This is a genomic window from Geothrix mesophila, assembly GCF_022808835.1.
GTDB lineage: Bacteria > Acidobacteriota > Holophagae > Holophagales > Holophagaceae > Geothrix > Geothrix paludis.
On record NZ_JAKZLD010000002.1, the window covers coordinates 172,225 to 188,360 of the forward strand.

At 67.6% G+C, this 16,136-nt stretch carries 15 protein-coding genes; 7 read left to right on the plus strand and 8 right to left on the minus strand.

Annotation, left to right across the window (positions count from 1 at the left end):
• Positions 1–14: 14 nt before the first annotated feature.
• A complete protein-coding gene (lysS, locus tag MLG87_RS08185; RefSeq protein ID WP_243294707.1) occupies positions 15–1,526 on the plus strand; it encodes a lysine--tRNA ligase in 1,512 nt (503 codons plus the stop codon).
• Positions 1,527–1,693: 167 nt separating this feature from the next.
• A complete protein-coding gene (locus MLG87_RS08190; protein WP_243294708.1) occupies positions 1,694–2,821 on the plus strand; it encodes a DegT/DnrJ/EryC1/StrS family aminotransferase in 1,128 nt (375 codons plus the stop codon).
• 12 nt (positions 2,822–2,833) lie between these two features.
• Here the strand turns inward: MLG87_RS08190 and MLG87_RS08195 are convergent, their stop codons facing one another.
• Positions 2,834–3,217 carry a PilZ domain-containing protein gene (locus MLG87_RS08195; protein WP_243294709.1) on the minus strand — a complete coding sequence of 128 codons (384 nt, stop codon included), beginning with the start codon at positions 3,215–3,217 and terminating at the stop codon, positions 2,834–2,836.
• 217 nt (positions 3,218–3,434) lie between these two features.
• Between MLG87_RS08195 and rplI the strand changes: the two genes are divergently transcribed.
• The 3 genes from rplI (at position 3,435) to MLG87_RS08210 (ending at position 5,291) form a co-directional block, all read left to right on the plus strand.
• A complete protein-coding gene (gene rplI / locus MLG87_RS08200) occupies positions 3,435–3,884 on the plus strand; it encodes a 50S ribosomal protein L9 (protein ID WP_243287079.1) in 450 nt (149 codons plus the stop codon).
• Positions 3,885–3,994: 110 nt separating this feature from the next.
• Complete coding sequence (locus tag MLG87_RS08205; protein ID WP_026853313.1) at positions 3,995–4,294, plus strand: HU family DNA-binding protein; 300 nt, start codon at positions 3,995–3,997, stop codon at positions 4,292–4,294.
• Between the two features lie 355 nt (positions 4,295–4,649).
• Positions 4,650–5,291, plus strand: coding sequence for a YqiA/YcfP family alpha/beta fold hydrolase (locus MLG87_RS08210; RefSeq protein WP_243294710.1), 642 nt, complete (start codon positions 4,650–4,652; stop codon positions 5,289–5,291).
• On the opposite strand, the gene MLG87_RS08215 is transcribed toward MLG87_RS08210, so the two are convergent.
• A complete protein-coding gene (locus MLG87_RS08215; protein WP_243294711.1) occupies positions 5,286–6,191 on the minus strand; it encodes a LysR family transcriptional regulator in 906 nt (301 codons plus the stop codon). The genes MLG87_RS08210 and MLG87_RS08215 overlap by 6 nt on opposite strands.
• 86 nt (positions 6,192–6,277) lie before the next feature.
• On the opposite strand from MLG87_RS08215, the gene amaB reads away from it, so the two are divergent.
• On the plus strand, positions 6,278–7,804 hold the full coding sequence (amaB, locus tag MLG87_RS08220) for an L-piperidine-6-carboxylate dehydrogenase (RefSeq protein ID WP_243294712.1): 1,527 nt from the start codon (positions 6,278–6,280) through the stop codon (positions 7,802–7,804).
• A 155-nt stretch (positions 7,805–7,959) separates the two neighbouring features.
• Positions 7,960–9,648 carry a sensor histidine kinase gene (locus tag MLG87_RS08225; RefSeq protein ID WP_243294713.1) on the plus strand — a complete coding sequence of 563 codons (1,689 nt, stop codon included), beginning with the start codon at positions 7,960–7,962 and terminating at the stop codon, positions 9,646–9,648.
• A 1-nt stretch (position 9,649) separates the two neighbouring features.
• Here MLG87_RS08225 and thiS read toward each other — a convergent pair whose 3' ends face one another.
• The 6 genes from thiS to pruA all read right to left on the minus strand — a co-directional run bounded on the left by thiS (position 9,650) and on the right by pruA (position 16,129).
• Positions 9,650–9,838: a sulfur carrier protein ThiS gene (gene thiS, locus MLG87_RS08230; RefSeq protein WP_243294714.1), complete on the minus strand. Its 189-nt coding sequence runs from the start codon at positions 9,836–9,838 to the stop codon at positions 9,650–9,652.
• Entirely contained in the window at positions 9,831–12,029 is a 2,199-nt protein-coding gene (locus MLG87_RS08235; RefSeq protein WP_425250885.1) for an aldehyde ferredoxin oxidoreductase family protein, read from the minus strand. The genes thiS and MLG87_RS08235 overlap by 8 nt, the downstream gene beginning before the upstream one ends.
• A gap of 112 nt (positions 12,030–12,141) precedes the next feature.
• Entirely contained in the window at positions 12,142–12,564 is a 423-nt protein-coding gene (locus tag MLG87_RS08240; RefSeq protein WP_243294716.1) for a 4Fe-4S binding protein, read from the minus strand.
• A gap of 110 nt (positions 12,565–12,674) precedes the next feature.
• Positions 12,675–13,793 (minus strand): ABC transporter ATP-binding protein, encoded by a 1,119-nt coding sequence (locus MLG87_RS08245; RefSeq protein ID WP_243294717.1) that lies wholly within the window; start codon positions 13,791–13,793, stop codon positions 12,675–12,677.
• A complete protein-coding gene (locus MLG87_RS08250; protein ID WP_243294718.1) occupies positions 13,790–14,488 on the minus strand; it encodes an ABC transporter permease in 699 nt (232 codons plus the stop codon). The genes MLG87_RS08245 and MLG87_RS08250 overlap by 4 nt, the downstream gene beginning before the upstream one ends.
• 9 nt (positions 14,489–14,497) lie before the next feature.
• Positions 14,498–16,129: an L-glutamate gamma-semialdehyde dehydrogenase gene (pruA, locus tag MLG87_RS08255; protein ID WP_243294719.1), complete on the minus strand. Its 1,632-nt coding sequence runs from the start codon at positions 16,127–16,129 to the stop codon at positions 14,498–14,500.
• Positions 16,130–16,136: the final 7 nt, after the last annotated feature.

Genomic DNA, 16,136 nt, shown 5'->3' on the forward strand with positions numbered 1-16,136 from the left:
GTGCCGGAGCTCCCATGCAGCCCAACCAGTACCGCGACATCCGCCTTGAGAAGCTCGACAAGCTCAAGGCCCTGGGACTGGACGTCTGGCCGCGGAAGGCGAAGCGCACCCACGGGATCTCGGACCTGACCGCGACTTACGCAGATGCCGAGGCCTGGCCCAACGAGAAGCTCGAGGGCCTGGGGATGACCGTGTCGGTCATGGGCCGGGTGCTCACCATCCGGGAGATGGGCAAGAGCGTGTTCGCGCACCTCACCGAGAACGGCGAGAAGCTCCAGGCCTTCTTCCGCAAGGACGACGTGGCCGAGCCCGGCTGGGACGTGCTCAAGCTCCTGGACATGGGCGACTTCGTCAGCGTCACGGGCCCCCTCATGCGCACCAAGACCGGCGAGCTGAGCGTGCGGGTGAAGGCGGTGCAGTTCCTCAGCAAGGCCCTGCTGCCCCTGCCTGAGAAGTGGCACGGCCTCCAGGACAAGGAGCAGCGCTACCGCCAGCGGTACCTGGACCTCATCTCCAACGGCGAAGTGCTGAAGACCTTCCAGACCCGGTCGCGCATCGTGAGCGGCATCCGGCGCTTCATGGAGGACCAGGGCTACCTCGAGGTCGAGACGCCCATGATGCAGCCCATCCCCGGCGGCGCCACGGCCCGGCCCTTCATCACGCACCACAACGCCCTGGACATGTCCCTCTACCTCCGCATCGCGCCGGAGCTGTACCTCAAGCGGCTCATCGTGGGCGGCTTCGAGAAGGTCTTCGAGATCAACCGCAACTTCCGGAACGAGGGGTTGAGCGTCCGCCACAACCCCGAGTTCACCATGATGGAGTTCTACGCCGCGGGCCAGGATCTCCGCGACATGATGGCCCTCACCGAGGATCTGATCTCAGGCCTGGCGCGGGACGTCATGGGTTCCGAGACGCTTCCCTGGGGCGAGCAGCCCATCTCCTACGCCAAGCCCTTCCGGCGCCTGACCCTCAAGGACGCCATCGCCGAGTACGGCCACGTCGACCGGCACCTGCTGGAGGACGGCGACAGCGTCCGCGCCCTGGCCAAGGCCGTCCATATCGAGGACGCCGGCGCCAAGACCGTGGGCACCCTCCTCGGGGACCTCTTCGAGCACCATGCGGAGAAGCAGCTCATCCAGCCCACCTTCATCACGGATTACCCCATCGAGCTGTCGCCCCTCACGAAGACGCTCGAAGGCGACGACCGCTTCGTGGACCGCTTCGAGCTGTTCGTCGGCGGCATGGAGCTGGCCAACGCCTATTCCGAGCTGAACGACCCCGTCGACCAGATGGGCCGCTTCCAGGCCCAGATGGCGGAGCGGGATGCCGGCAACGACGAGGCCATGCTCCTGGACATGGACTTCGTCACCAGTCTGGAGCACGGCTTCCCCCCCTGCGGCGGCGAAGGCATCGGCATCGACCGCCTGGTCATGCTCCTCACCAACAGCGCCAGCATCCGCGACGTCATCCTCTTCCCCCTCATGCGCCCGACGAAGCCCAGCGAGACTGAAGAAAAGGAATGACTTTTAACCACGAAGACGGGAGGACCACGGAAACCAAATAAAGGCTTTTCTTCGTGGTCTTCCCGTCTTCGTGGTGAATCCGTTTTTGCCTTGGTTCCCTGCGAGTCGATGTGACGGAATCTGGCTTCACCCGCTGCCATACTTGAAAACCCTGATTGGAGGCTCCCATGGCCGTCCCGATGCTTGAGCTTGCCCCGCAGAATGCCGCCGTGAAGGCCAAGGTGCTGGAGGGGCTCTCGGGCCTCATCGACCGCTCCTCGTTCATCCTGGGCGAGAACGTGAAGGGCCTGGAGGCCGAGATCTCCGCCTATGCCGGCGCCGCCCATGCCGTCGCCATGTCCAGCGGCACGGACGCCCTGCTGGCGGCCCTCATGGCCCTGGGCATCGGCCACGGGGACGAGGTGATCGTCCCCAGCTTCACCTTCTTCGCCTCGGCGGGCGTGGTCTCGCGCCTGGGCGCCAAGCCCGTCTTCATCGACCTGGATCCGGCCACCTTCAACGCCACGGGCGCCCTGGTGGAAGCCGCCATCACGCCCCGCACCAAGGCCATCATGCCCGTGCACCTCTTCGGCCAGCTGGCGGAGATGCCCGCCATCATGGCCGTGGCGAAGAAGCACGGCATCCCGGTGCTGGAGGACGCCTGCCAGAGCCTGGGCGCCAAGGGCTGGGGCAAGTCCGCGGGCCAGTTCGGCGACATGACCGCCTACAGCTTCTACCCCACCAAGAACCTCGGCGCCTTCGGCGACGCGGGCATGACCGCCATCCGCGACGACGCCACCCTGGGCGCCCGGGTGCGCCGTATCCGCGTCCACGGCATGGAGCCCGTCTACATGCACCACGAGGTGGGCATGAACGGGCGCATGGACGAGTTCCAGGCCCTGGTCCTCCGCGCCAAGCTGCCTATGCTGGACGGCTGGCACGAGGGGCGCCGGAAGCACGCCGCCTGGTACCTGGAGCGCATGAAGGGCCTGACCGCCGACGAGGCCGTGCTGCCCCGCGAGGTGGTCCCCGACGGCCGCCACATCTACAACCAGTTCACCATTCGCGTGAAGGGCGGCAAGCGCGACGCGCTGCAGGCCCACCTCAAGGAGCGCGGCATCGGCAGCGCGATCTACTATCCCATCTGCCTCCACGAGCAGCCCTGCTTCAAGGATCTCGGGTACAAGACCGGCCAGCTGCCCGAGTCCGAGCTCGCCGCCAAGGAAGTGCTCAGCCTCCCGGTCTACCCCGAGATGACGGCGGCCATGCTCGAAGAGACGGCGGCGGCGATCCTGGCCTTCTTCGGCAGGAAGTAGCCTTCCAGAGGTTCAGGCCCCCGCTCCCCCGGCGGTCGTGACCGTCTCCACCCAGGCGGCCAGCGCCTCGCGGGTGGCGGGGGGCATGTCCTGGAACTGCAGGCCCATCCCCACCTGCTCCTCCGTCTGGCCGCTGGCGGAATACCCCAGCATGTAGGCCACGGTCGCCGTGATGGGGTGCTTGGGGAGGTCGGGATGGCCGAGCACCAGGTCGTCGAGGGTCGTTCCCGGCAGGAAGAAGCGGGCGGTCCGCCCCAGGACGAGGGCGAAACAGCCGCCCGCGCTCAGGTTCATGATGCGGACTTCCCGGAAGTCGTAGCCATTCAGGCTGAACGAGATGGTGAATTCAGGGCCGGTGACGATGCGGGTCTCGCGGCGGTGATCCTGGCTGTTCATGGACGGAGCCCCCTCGATCCGGAAATCCCTGGTTGGGTATCGGACGATCCGTGGATAAACTGGACTTTCTGATCGGCCTGAACCCACCGGGGGACAGGGCGGATTCCTGGGAATCCGGCCCTGACGGCGCAGGACGCCGTCTCACCCAAGCGGGGACAACGCGGGCAAGCAGCGCTGGCCGGACCCTCCATCCACCCATTCTATTCCTGGAGTTCCCATGGAAATCCTCCTCATCGAGAACGTGCCCAGCCTCGGCGCCCGCGGCGACGTCGTGAACGTCAAGGACGGCTACGCCCGCAACTTCCTGCTGCCGCGCAAGATGGCCCTGCCCGTCACCGCCGGCAACAAGCGCCAGATCGAGCTCGAGAAGATCCGCGCCGAGAAGCTCCGCGCCAAGGAACTGGCCGACGCCAAGAGCCTGGCCGAGAAGCTCGAGGCCGTGAGCCTCGCCGTGGCCAAGAAGGCCGGCGAGAACGGCCACCTCTTCGGTTCCGTCACCAACGCCGATGTCGCCGAGCTCTTCAAGGGCAAGGGCTTCACCCTGGATCGCCGCGACATCACCGTGCCCCACATCAAGGATGCCGGCACCTACACCGTGGATGTCCGCCTCTACAGCGGCGTGCACGCCAAGGTCAGCCTCGAAGTCACCGCCACCGCGGCCGAGTAGGCCCGCCCAGAACCCATCCCCCCACCCGGCCGGCTCCTCGCGGAGGCGCTGGTCCTGCCGGGATTCCGCGTCGCCGGATCCCGCCACACCCCATCCCAAGGAGTCCATCCATGGCGAAGACCACTGCCAAGCCTGAAACCCTCGGCATCGCCGAACTCGCCGCCACCCTGGCGGAGGCCCAGGACCTCTCCAAGGCCCGCGCCAAGGCGATTCTCGACGGCGTCCGCGACCACATCGTGGAGACCCTGCTCTCCGGCCAGCGCGTCAACCTCTTCGGCCTCGGCACCTTCGAAGTGCGCGCCACCAAGGAGAAGATGGGCCGCAACCCCAAGACCGGCGAGAGCATCCAGATCCCCGCCGGCCGCAAGGTCGTCTTCAAGACGGCGAAGGGGCTCAAGGATCAGATGTAATCACCGTCGGAGCACGGTGCAGAAGGCCGCCGCAAGGCGGCCTTCGTCGTTGTTGGAGAGGCGACCTTCCGACCATGGAAGGTCGTCTTCGCCATCCGACAGCAGCGAAGCGGATGGAGGATGGGGCCGCATCGGCGCAGCCGATGGCGGGGGCGAAGCCCCGAGGGCTGGAGGCCCGAGCCAGGACCGCCAAGGGACTCAAGGATCAGATGTAAGAATTGGCAGAGAACGCCACAGAAGGCCGCCGCAAGGCGGCCTTCTTCATTGAATAGATCTTCCTCTGCTGCCAGTTGCGCTGGCAGCCCTGCGCCATACCGCATCGCGGTTTGGCACCCTCCGGGCGCATGATCAATTCATGACCTTGATCTACCTCCACGGTTTCTCCTCCGCCCCCGGCGGGAACAAGGGGCGCGTCGCGCGCGCCTGGGCGGAGGCTCGCGGCGTGCCTTTCCATGCGCCGGACCTGAACCTGCCGACCTTCGAGGCTCTCACGGTCACCGCCCAGGTGGAGGCCGTGGAGGCGCTGGTGCGGAGTCTGCCCGAGCCGCCGGTGCTGGTGGGCAGCTCCCTGGGCGGCTTCGTGGCCACGGCGACGGCGCACCGGGGAAGCCCGCTGGCCTCGATGATCCTGCTGGCTCCGGCCATCCACTTCGCCGCGCGCCGCATGGCCCACCCGGCCTGGGCCGCCTACCGTGAGCGGGGCGAGATGGAGGTCTTCCACCACGGCGAGGGTCGGCCGCTGCGCCTGGGGCCAGAGCTGCTCCGGGACCTGCCGCGCTGGGCGGACGACGGCGGCTGGCGGATCCCCGTGCCGACGGTGATCCTCCACGGTCGGGTCGACGAGGCCGTGCCCCTGGCGGAAAGTGAGGCCTACGCCGCCCGCAATCCCGAGGCGATCCTGCAGGTCCTGGAGGACGACCACGGGCTGCTGGCGCCCCATTCGCTGGCGGCCTTCAGGTCGGCCCTGGACCAGGCCTTCGGGGCACCTCGGTCATGACCCGAACTCCGCGGGGCTCAGCGACTGGAGGTACCGCGTGAGCAGCCGCTGCTTCTCCTGGCTGGCCTTCACCTTTTTCTGGTAGACGGAGAAGCGGTCTTCGGCCGGACGGATGGCGGGGAAGAGGGCCACGAGGTCGCCGCGCTCCAGCTCCTCCAACACCGCGTAGCGCGGCGCCAGCAGGGCCCCCATGCCCTCGGCGGCGGCGTGGATCATGGCGCGGACGTGGTCGATGGCGACGAAGCGCTCTAGCGCCGGCCGGTCCCGCGCGGGAACGGCCATGAGGAAGCGGTTCCACCAGGCGCCGGACTTGTCGAGGGAGAGCACGGGGCACCGCCCGAGGTCGGCCGGGATCCTGAGCCGGTGAGCCTTCCGGAAGGACGGGGCGCAGGCCACCACGAAGGTCTCCCGGAAGAGGGGGGTCTTCTTCAGGGCGGGGAGCAGGTGCTCCTGGCAGTCGATGACGAGGTCGAGGTCGTCGCGCAGGAGGGGCGCCAGCAGGTCGTGGTTGAGGGTGAAGTCGATCTCCAGGTCGGGGTTCGCCGCCAGGAAGGGCTGCATGTGGCGCATGAGGATGCTGCTGCCGAACTCCACGGTGGCACCCACCCGCAGACGGCCCTTCGACAGGCTCTGGTGGCGGCGCAGGTCCTCGGCCGCGGCGTCCAGGGTGGCGAAGACCTGCTCGCAGGCCTGGTACAGGCGTCGTCCTTCATCCGTGAGGCCGGGGGCGCGGCCCCGGCGCTCCAAGAGGGGGACGCCGACCAGGTCCTCCAGCTTGGCCATGGCGTGGCTGACGGCGGACTGGGTGCGGTTCAGCCGGCGGGCGCAGGCCGTGAAGCTGCCCGTCTGGGCCAGGGTGAAGAAGGTCCGGAGCTGGGGGAGGTCGAGCAGGGCGTCCATACATGAATGGTACTCATGAATAGGTTGAATCGAATGAATCACATCATTGAAATAAAAAGCGATATGAATGAATGCAGAGGTGGACCATGCAGCAGACCCTGGCATCCCTGGGCCTTTCGAACCTGAATCCCGGCGGCTTCGCGGGTGAGTGGGCGGGAAGCGGGAAGACCCAGCCCGTGGTGTCTCCCGTCGATGGGACGAAGCTGGCCGAGGTGGCCAACGTGACGCCTGCGGAATTCGAAGCCATTCTGGCCCGCTGCCATGCGGCCTCCGCCTCCTGGAAGCTGGTGCCCGCGCCCAAGCGGGGCGAGGTGGTGCGGGCCCTGGGCGACGAGTTGCGCAGGCACAAGGAGGCCCTGGGCATGCTCGTGAGCCTCGAGATGGGCAAGGCCCTGCGCGAGGGCCTGGGCGAGGTCCAGGAGATGATCGACATCTGCGACTTCGCCGTGGGCCTCTCCCGCCAGCTCTACGGGCTCACCATGCCCAGCGAGCGCCGCCAGCACCGCCTGCAGGAGCAGTGGCATCCCCTGGGCGTGGTGGGCGTCATCACGGCCTTCAACTTCCCCGTGGCCGTCTGGAGCTGGAACACAGCGCTGGCCCTGGTCTGCGGCGACACCGTGCTGTGGAAGCCCTCCTCCAAGACGCCCCTCACCGCCATCGCCTGCACCCGGATCGCCGAGAAGGTGCTGCGCGACTTCGGCTACGACCCGGCCATCTGCAGCCTGGTGATCGGCAAGGGCAGCGAGATCGGCGACCTCATCAACACCGATCCGCGCGTGGCTCTGGTGTCCTACACGGGCTCCGTTCCTGGCGGTCGCCACGTGGGCAAGCTGGTGCAGGAGCGCTTCGGGCGCCACATCCTGGAGCTGGGGGGTAACGGCGCCGTGATCGTCAGCGAGAAGGGCGACCTTGAGATCGCGCTGCGCTCCATCTACTTCGGCGCCATCGGCACCTCCGGCCAGCGCTGCACCTCCACCCGCCGCGTCATCGTCCACGAGTCCGTCTACCCGGCCTTCCGCGACCGCCTGCTGGACCTCTACCGCAAGACGCCCATCGGTGATCCCCGCAAGGACGAGAACCTCATGGGTCCCCTGGTGGACCAGGGCGCCGTGGAGACCATGCTCGCGGCCATCGAGACCGTGAAGGTCCAGGGCGGGAAGGTGCTCTTCGGTGGCGAGAAGCTGCCGCCCACCTCGGGGTTGGCCGGCGGCTGCTACATCACGCCCTGCCTCGTCGAGGTGTCCGGCAACCTGCCCATCGTGAAGGAGGAGACCTTCGCGCCGGTGCTCTACCTCATGACCTACCGGACCATCGAGGAGGCCATCGCCCTCCAGAACGGCGTGTCCCAGGGCCTCTCCAGCGCCATCATCACCAACGACCAGCGCGAGAGCGAGCTGTTCCTCTCCGCGGCCGGCAGCGATTGCGGCCTGGCCAACGTGAATACGGGCACCAGCGGCGCGGAGATCGGCGGGGCCTTCGGCGGCGAGAAGGAGACCGGCGGCGGTCGCGAGAGCGGCTCGGATGCCTGGAAGGCCTACATGCGCCGCCAGACCAGCGCCATCAACTTCAGCGGCCAGGTGGAGCTGGCCCAGGGCATCACCCTGGAACTCTGAACCCGCCGGCCGGGTTTCGGCAGGGCCATCCCAGGAGCACTCGGGTAGACTCTAGGCAGAATTAACCGTGAGGCTGACCAGTGCCCGGGCCAACCCCCCGTCTCCATCCGTCTGACCCAGCGGCGGCTCCCGTCTCCACCGGGGGCCGCGGCGGCTTGGCCCGGGCGGCCCGGGGCGCGCTGGTCGCGACCTGGTTCGGCGTGACGCTGGCGCACTTGGCCCTTCCGGCGGCCCAGCGCATCCATGCGTGGCCCCTGGGCTACTTGCTCCTGGAGATCCTGGCCTTCCTGAGCCTGAGCCACCGGGCCTGGCGTGCCCCCTCGGGCGAGCGGATGGCCTGGCTGCTGCTGGCCGTGTCCGCCTTCTTCGAGGTGCCCAGCCTGCTCCTCACCTTCAGCAGCCACGGGCAGGCCCTGCCGGAGATCACCTTCCTGGTCAGCCTCCTGAGCCTGGCCACGGGCATCCTGGCCTTGGCGGGCGTCCTGTGCTTTCCGAAGGAGCCGGGGCCGGGCAGCCTGTTCCGCAGGCGGGCCCTGGACAGCCTCATCTTCGCCACGTCCCTCCTCTTCCTGCTCCTCGCGATGGGCGTGCAGGGCTCCCTGCGCGCCTCGAGCCAAGGCATGGGACTCCGGGTCCTGGCGGCCTACCTCAACGCGGCCCTCCTCGGGGGGGGCTTGGTCTTCATGACCTCCTATCACCCCGGCCTCATCCGTGGCCCCCTCGGATGGCTGTCCGCCTCGGCCCTGGCTTGGCTCTCGGCCCTATCCTGCTGGGCCCTGGCCGGCCTGCCTGCCGTCACCTCGCCCCACGCCTGGATCGCCCTGGCCGGAGGAATCCCCTTCTTCCAGGGCCTGGCGGCCTGGTCCCCGCAACCCAAGGTGTCGCGGGCCTCGCGGGCGACGGACGGGAAGCGGCTGGTGCGGCTGTTCCCCTACCTGCCGGTTCTCGCCGCCATCCTCGTCCTGGCCGCCCTCCTGCCGCGGGGGCCGCTCCAGCAGATGCGCGGCGCCATCGGCATCTTCCTGGTGATGGTGGCCCTGCTGCTCCTCCGTCAGTTCCTGGCCATCCTGGACCTCCGGGCCGCCCGGCGGACCCTTGAGGAGCGGGTCCAGCACCGGACCGAGGCCCTCGAGCATGCCCAGGAGGCCCTGCTGAGGACGGAGCGCATGAACACGCTGGCCCTCATGGGCGCCGGGCTGGCCCACGACCTGAACAACCTCCTGAGCGTCCTGAAGAGCTCCGCGGAGCTGGCCCTCATGAACCTCGACGAAGGTCGGCCGGCGGGCTCGGAGGATCTCCAGAGAATGACCTCCGCAGCCAGCCGCGCCGCCACCCTGACCGGCCGCCTCATGCGCTTCGTGAGCCGCGAGTCCGAGGACCTGGCGCCCGTGGATCTGGGCCAGGAGCTGCGGGACATGGAGGCGACGCTGCGCCTCCTCATTCCCCGGACGGTGGAGCTGTGCATCGAGGTGGCCCCTTCCGACGCCCTGGTCGTTCAGAGCTCCAGGCTTCGGCTGGAGCAGATGCTGGTGAACCTGGTGGCCAACGCCCGGGATGCCATGGTCGAGGGCGGAAAGCTCGCCATCCGGGCGGGAACCGACGGGCCCGAGGCGGCCATGGCGCGGATCGATGTGGTCGATTCCGGGATCGGGATGCCCCCGGAGATCCTCGACCGCATCTTCGATCCCTTCTTCACCACCAAGGCCCCCGGCAAAGGCACCGGGCTGGGCCTGCCCTCCCTCAAGGCGCTGGTGGAGGAAGGCGAGGGCCGCATGGAGGTGGCCAGCGAACCGGGGAAGGGCTCCCGGTTCACCATCTTCCTCCCGCGGTTGAACGCCCTCTGAATCAGCCCCCGCTGATGAGGTGGATGACCTTCACCACGGCCCCGTCCGGGACCGCGGTGGTGTCGTAGTCCGCCTTCGGAATCAGCGCGTCGTTCACGTGGATGACCAGCATGGGAAAGCGGTAGTTCCGGGCGCGGAGGATGTCCCGGACCGTCATGCCCGCGTGCCAAGCCAGTGGCTCTTCATTCACCAGGATCATGCGCGATGTTGCCTTTCACGAAGAGAATCGGGGGCGGGAGCGGCGGCATGTATGCGAGGGGGTGGTTTTTCAAGAGAACCCCAACCCCGGAGGCGTCGAGGCCCAGCTCTTTCAGCCGCTCCAGGGTGGGCACGCCATTGGACGTCCAGCCGCGACGGGCATAGACGCTGTCCATGAGCTTGGAGAAGCGTTCCGTGCGCCATGTCCGGTGCAGGGCCATCTTCTCCTCCGTGGACTTCCCTGCGGGATCCAGGCCCATCTCGGTGACGATCTGCTGGTCGTAGCGCTCGGCGCGGGACTCGTACTCCTCCTTCGTGACGGGGCCGAGGGAGCGGTAGGGGGCCGCGTCGTGGAGCCTCAGGCCCTTGCCCATGCGGATGTTGAACACGCGCTGGAAGTTGTAGACCTTGGCGGACTGGACGATCAGCTCCTCCTTGTCGATCTTCACGCCGGTGGTGGCGCTGAAGAGGTCCACGTAGTTCTGCACGTGCTCGGGCACCTTGTGGGCCTCGGGCTGCTCGGAGTTGTTGGCGGGCACGACATCATTCCAGGGCAGCTTGCAGAAGCCGTTGAGGCCGAACCAGGTGCGGAACAGGGGGAAGTAGTAGAGCGCCTCGGCCTTGTCCTCGAAGGTGGGGATCTGCTTGTTCACCATGTCCATGAAGATCAGCCAGGCCTCGTCGTGCTGGGGGCCCTTGTTGGTGAGCGCGTAGCCGCCCTGCTGGGCCAGGGACTCCTTGGACATGTACTGGGAGTACTCGAGGCCCTTGTTCTCCATGCCGATGTCGTTGATGAGCTGCGGATCGCCCCAGCCCTGCTTGATGAAGTACTCCTTCATCTTCTTCACGCCCATGCCGGCGATCTTGCCGAAGCCCTCGCCCCGCGCCATCTGGTGCATCATCTCGAGGTCGGCCTCGGCGTTGCCCCAGGTCATCTCCAGGCCGCCCGTGCGTTCCTTGTTGAGGATGCCGCGCTGGTAGCACTCCATGACGAAGGCCGTGAGCGTGCCCCAGGTGATGGTGCAGATGCCGTAGGTGTCGCAGTAGAAGTTCAGCTCCAGCAGGTAGTCGGGGTCGAACACGCCGCAGTTGGAGCCGAGGCCCGCCGCGTTCTCGTACTCGGGACCGTCCACGGTGACCATGTCGCCCTTATACGGGCCGGTCTTCAGCACCAGACCATCGGCGCCCTTGGCGCAGGCCATGGAACAGCCGTACCAGCAGCCGTCCACGGTGGCCTGGGTGCAGCGCTGCTGCCAGTAGGCGGAGTCGATCTTGTGCACATCCGGGTGCGAGCCGTACTGGAAGTTGTGGACGGGCAGCAGGTCGTAGGCGTCCATGATCTCGACGATGTGGGCCGTGCCGTTGCGGCGCATCATGCACTGGCCGCCGTCGTTCTCGCGGATCTCCTTGTGGTACTTGATGCCGGTCTTGGCGATGGTCTCGGGATCCACAGGATGGTTGAGGTCGCCGGCGACCTTGGGGCCGCGCACCACCAGGGCGCGGATGCGCTTGTCCCGGAACACGGTGCCGATGCCGCCCCGGCCCGCCTGCTTGAAGCGCACGCACTTGCGGCGGCGGTCGTAGAAGGAGAAGTTCAGCATGCCGATGAGGCTGTGGGCCGCGGCGGCGCCGCTGGAGACCACGGAGACGTTCGGCAGATCCTTCTCGTTCTCCGCGTACATGTGCGTGAGCAGCTCGGCCAGCACGTGGCTGTCCTCGGGGCCGCCCTCGACTTCCTCGATGCGGATGATCCCCTTCACGCCGTCCACGAAGAGGATGACGTCCTTGCTGGCCTTGCCCTGCAGCTCCAGGGCGTCGAAGCCCGAGAACTTCAGCAGGGGGCCGTAGAAGCCGCCCACGTTGGAGTCGATGGGGATGTCCGTCTGGGGCGAGAGGCTCACCACCAGGGACTTGCCTGTGCCCGCGTACTGGGTCATGCCGGCCACGGGGCCGGGGCTGATGACGATCTCGTTCTCGGGATCGTTCCAGCGGGTGGTGGGCTTCACGGCGTTCCACAGGTGGTAGAGGCCGAAGCCGCGGCCGCCGATGAAGACGTCCTTCATCTGCTGGGTGACGGGCTTCTCCGTGACCTCGAGGCTGCCCACGTTCACGTAGAGGGTGCGGTTGGTGTAGCCCTTCTCCGGCAGGCTGGGTTGGAAGGGCACCTCCTTGAGGGTGCGCATCCCGGCGCGGAGGGCCTCGAGCTGGTCGAGGTACTCCGTGCGCTTCGTGTAGTCGATGTCCATCACCTTGGAGGGGTCAAACACAAGCTGGCTCATGGGTCGCTCCTAAGGCTCAGATGATCCGGACGGCCGGCTCGGGGACGTCCACGATGGACAGGGCGCCGTGGGGGCAGACCTTCACGCAGACGCCGCAGGACGTGCACTTGTGGGGGACGATCCAGTCCGGGTTCCGCATGAAGGCGTCCTTCTCGCAGAAGCCGATGCACATGTAGCAGCCCACGCAGAGCTGCTTGTCGATCATCACCACGCCCAGCTTGTTGCGCTTGAGGGCCTCGGAGGGGCAGACCACCACGCAGTCGCCGCACTGGTCGCAGAGGACGGCCTTGCCACCACCGTCCTCGTAGGCCTTGATCTGGAGGGCGGCCTGGGCAGGGTCGTCCACCTTGAAGACCTTGATGGCGCACTCCATCTCGCACTCGTGGTTGCAGTTGCGCCCTGCGTCGCACTTCTGGAAATCGATCACCAGCTGTTTCATGGCTCGGAGGCCTCCGGGTACGGACCTTTGACGACACGCCAATCCGGAGCGGTCGAAACCACCCCAGATGCGAGGCTAGTCCGGGCTCGGACCCCCGGCAATGGACGCGGTCACACTTCGGAGTCGAGCCCCTCCCGCCGGATGAGGTGGGCGGCGGTGGCCTTGAAGGAGGCCACGATGGTGCCGCCCGGTACAAGTCCCAGTTCTGCCAGGGATTGCGCGGTCACGTAGGCCGCCAGGAAGAAGCCGCAATCCAGCTCCACCTTGAAGAAGGGGCCCCGGGGAACGACCTTCGTGACGGTGCCCGGGAAGGCGTTCCGGGCGCTGCTGGATTTGTCGGTTTGTAAAGAGATGGAGACATTTTCCGGGCGGATGCCCACCAGGACCGTCTGGCCGGGTCGAGCCTCGCCCACGGCCAGGACCTCGTGGCCGTCTCCGCCCCTGCCGAGGCGCAAGGTGAGCAGGCCGTCGCCGCTGGTGGCCACCTGGCCCTTGAGCAGGGTCTCCATGCCCACGAACGCGGCCACGAAGGGGTCCTCCGGGTGGTTCATGACCTCCCGCAGGCCCCCAGTCTGGAGGATGCGCCCATCCTTCATCACGGCCAGGCGGTGCCCGAGTCGCGCGGCCTCGCCCTGATCGTGGGTGGAGAGGACGGCGGTGCTGCCGGTTTCCGCCAGGATGCGGCCCAGGTCGTCGAGAAGGCCCTCCCGCGCGGGCGCGTCCAGGGAGGCGAAAGGCTCGTCCAGGAAGAGGATCTCCGGCCCCAGGGCGAAGGCCCTGGCCAGGGCCGTGCGCTGGGCCTCGCCGCCGGAGAGCTGCCGGGCCGGGCGGCTCAGCAGGTGCCCGATGCCCAGGTGCTGGGCCCAGGCGCGCACGGCGGGCTCGCGCAGGGAGGCGGGGACGCCGCGGAGCTTGAGGCCGGTGGCGATGTTCTGGGCCACGGTGGCGTCGAAGAGCAGGGGATCCTGGAACACCATGGTCATGCGGCGCCGGTAGGCCTCACGCTCCGGCCGCCCGGCCAGCTCCGTGCCCTTGAAGCGGAGGTTCCCCCCGGAGAGGGGCAGCAGGCCCGCCAGGGCCAGCATCAGCGTGCTCTTGCCGGCGCCGTTGGGGCCCATGAGGGCCAGCACCTCGCCCGTGCGCAGGTCCAGCGCCGGCACATCGAGGACCTGCGTCTGGCTCCGGTGGACCCTCAGGTTCCGCGCCTCCAGGACGGTCGGGCGGCTCATCGGGGATGGTTCCGCTGCTGCAGGTGCGTGAGCACGGCGTTCACCGTGAAGGCCAGCACGAGCAGGAGGATGCTGAGGGCGAAGGCCACCTCGAAGTTCCCCTTGCTGGTCTCCATGACCGTGGCCGTGGTGAGCACCCGCGTCTGGCCCTTGATGTTGCCGCCCACCATGATGGAGGCGCCCACCTCGGAGATGACGCCGCCGAAGCCCGCCATGACCGCCGCCAGCAGGGGCAGGCGGGCCTCCTTGAGCAGCAGCCAGACCATCTGGGGGCGCGAGGCGCCCAGGGCCAGGATCTGCAGCCGCAGGCCGGGCGGCAGGTGCTGGAGGGCCGAGAGGCTGATGCCGGCGATGATGGGCGAGGCGATGACGGCCTGGGCCAGGATCATGGCGGTGGGCGTGTAGAGGATCTCCAGGAAGCCGAGGGGCCCGTTGCGCCACAGCAGCACGGTGACGAAGAGGCCCACGACCACCGGCGGCAGGCCCATGCCCGTGTTGAGCAGGGCGATGACGAGCCGCTTGCCGGGGAATTCATTCAGGGCCACGGGGATGGCCACGCCCAGGCCGATCACCAGGCTGATCAGGGTGGCCAGGCCGGAGACCTCGAGGGAGAGCAGGGTAATCCGGAGGACCTCGGGATCCAGCGTGAGCAGCAGCTCCAGCGCCTTCCGAAGGCCCTCCCAGATCAGGTCCACAGCACTCCTTTATTCAGCTTCGAGGAAGGGGAACTTGAGGTCCCGGGGCGGCGTGAAGCTCTCCTTGATGGTGCGCGGAGAGGTCCAGCGGATCAGGTTGAGGAAGCTGCCGGCCTTGTCGTTGGTGCCCGAAGCCCGGGCCCCGCCGAAGGGCTGGTGGCCCACCACGGCGCCGGTGGGCTTGTCGTTGATGTAGAAGTTCCCGGCGGTGTTGGCCAGCACCTCGGTGAGGTGGTTGATCACGTAGCGGTCGCGGGCGAAGATGGCGCCGGTCAGCGCGTAGGGAGACGTCTCGTCCAGCACCTTCAGCGTCTCGTCCAGTTTGGTGTCGTCATAGACGTAGAGGGTGACGACCGGCGCGAAGATCTCCTCCTGCATGGTGACGAACTTGGGGTCCGTGGTGACGATGATGGTGGGCTCGACAAACCAGCCCTTGGACTTGTCGCCCTTGCCTCCCACGAGGATCTGGGCGTCCTTGGAGGCCTTCGCCAGCTCGATGTACTTCATGGCGTTGTCGAAGGAGGCCTCGTCGATGACCGCGTTGAAGAAGTTGCGGAAGTCGCGCACGTCGCCCATCCGGATCTCGCCCATCAGGTCCATCAGGCGCGCCTTCAGCTCCGTCCAGCGGGAAGCGGGGGCGTAGACGCGGGAGCAGGCCGAGCACTTCTGGCCCTGGTACTCGAAGCCCGCGCGCACGATGGCTGCCGCCGTCTCGTCCACGTCGCCGGAGGCGTGCATGAAGACGTAGTCCTTGCCGCCGGTCTCGCCCACCAGGCGGGGGTAGATGCGGTAGCGGTCGAGGTTCTGGCTGATGGTCTTCCACATGCCGTTGAAGACGCCCGTGGAGCCCGTGAAGTGCAGGCCCGCGAAGTTGGGATCCTCCAGCGCGATCTTGCCGATCATGGAGCCGCGGCCGGGGATGAAGTTGATGACGCCATCCGGGAGGCCGGCCTCCTTGTAGAGCTGCATGAGGTAGTAGTTCGACACCACCGAGGTGGAGGCGGGCTTCCACACCACGGTGTTGCCCATGATGGCGGGGGCCGTGGGCAGGTTCGCCGCGATGGCGGTGAAGTTGAAGGGGGTCACGGCGAAGACGAAGCCCTCCAGGGCCCGGTAGTGGACGCGGTTCCACACGTGGGGATCGGAGATCGGCTGCTGCTTGTAGATCTCCTCCATGAACTTCGCGTTGTAGCGGAAGAAGTCCGCGGTCTCGCAGGTGCTGTCGATCTCCGCCTGGTAGGCGCTCTTGGATTGGCCCAGCATCGTCGCGGCGTTCAGGATGTAGCGGTACTTCGATGAGATGAGGCTGGCCACCTTGTGGAAGATGGCGGCGCGGTCCTCCCAGGGCGTGGCTTCCCAGTCCTTCTTGGCCGCCAGGGCGGCGTCGATGGCCATGCGGACCTCGGCTTCCCCCGCCTCGTGGTAGGTGGCCAGCACATGCTGGTGGTCGTGGGGGCAGACGGCCTTCTGCGTCTTCCCGGTGCGCACTTCCTTCCCGCCGATGATGAGCGGGATGTCCAGCTGCTGCGCGTACTGGCGCTCCAGCTCGGTCTTCAGCAGGGCGCGTTCTTTGGATCCAGGCGCGTAGGGGAGGATGGGCTCATTGTGTGATTCGGGCAGGCTGAAGATGGCGTTGGACATGGGGTTC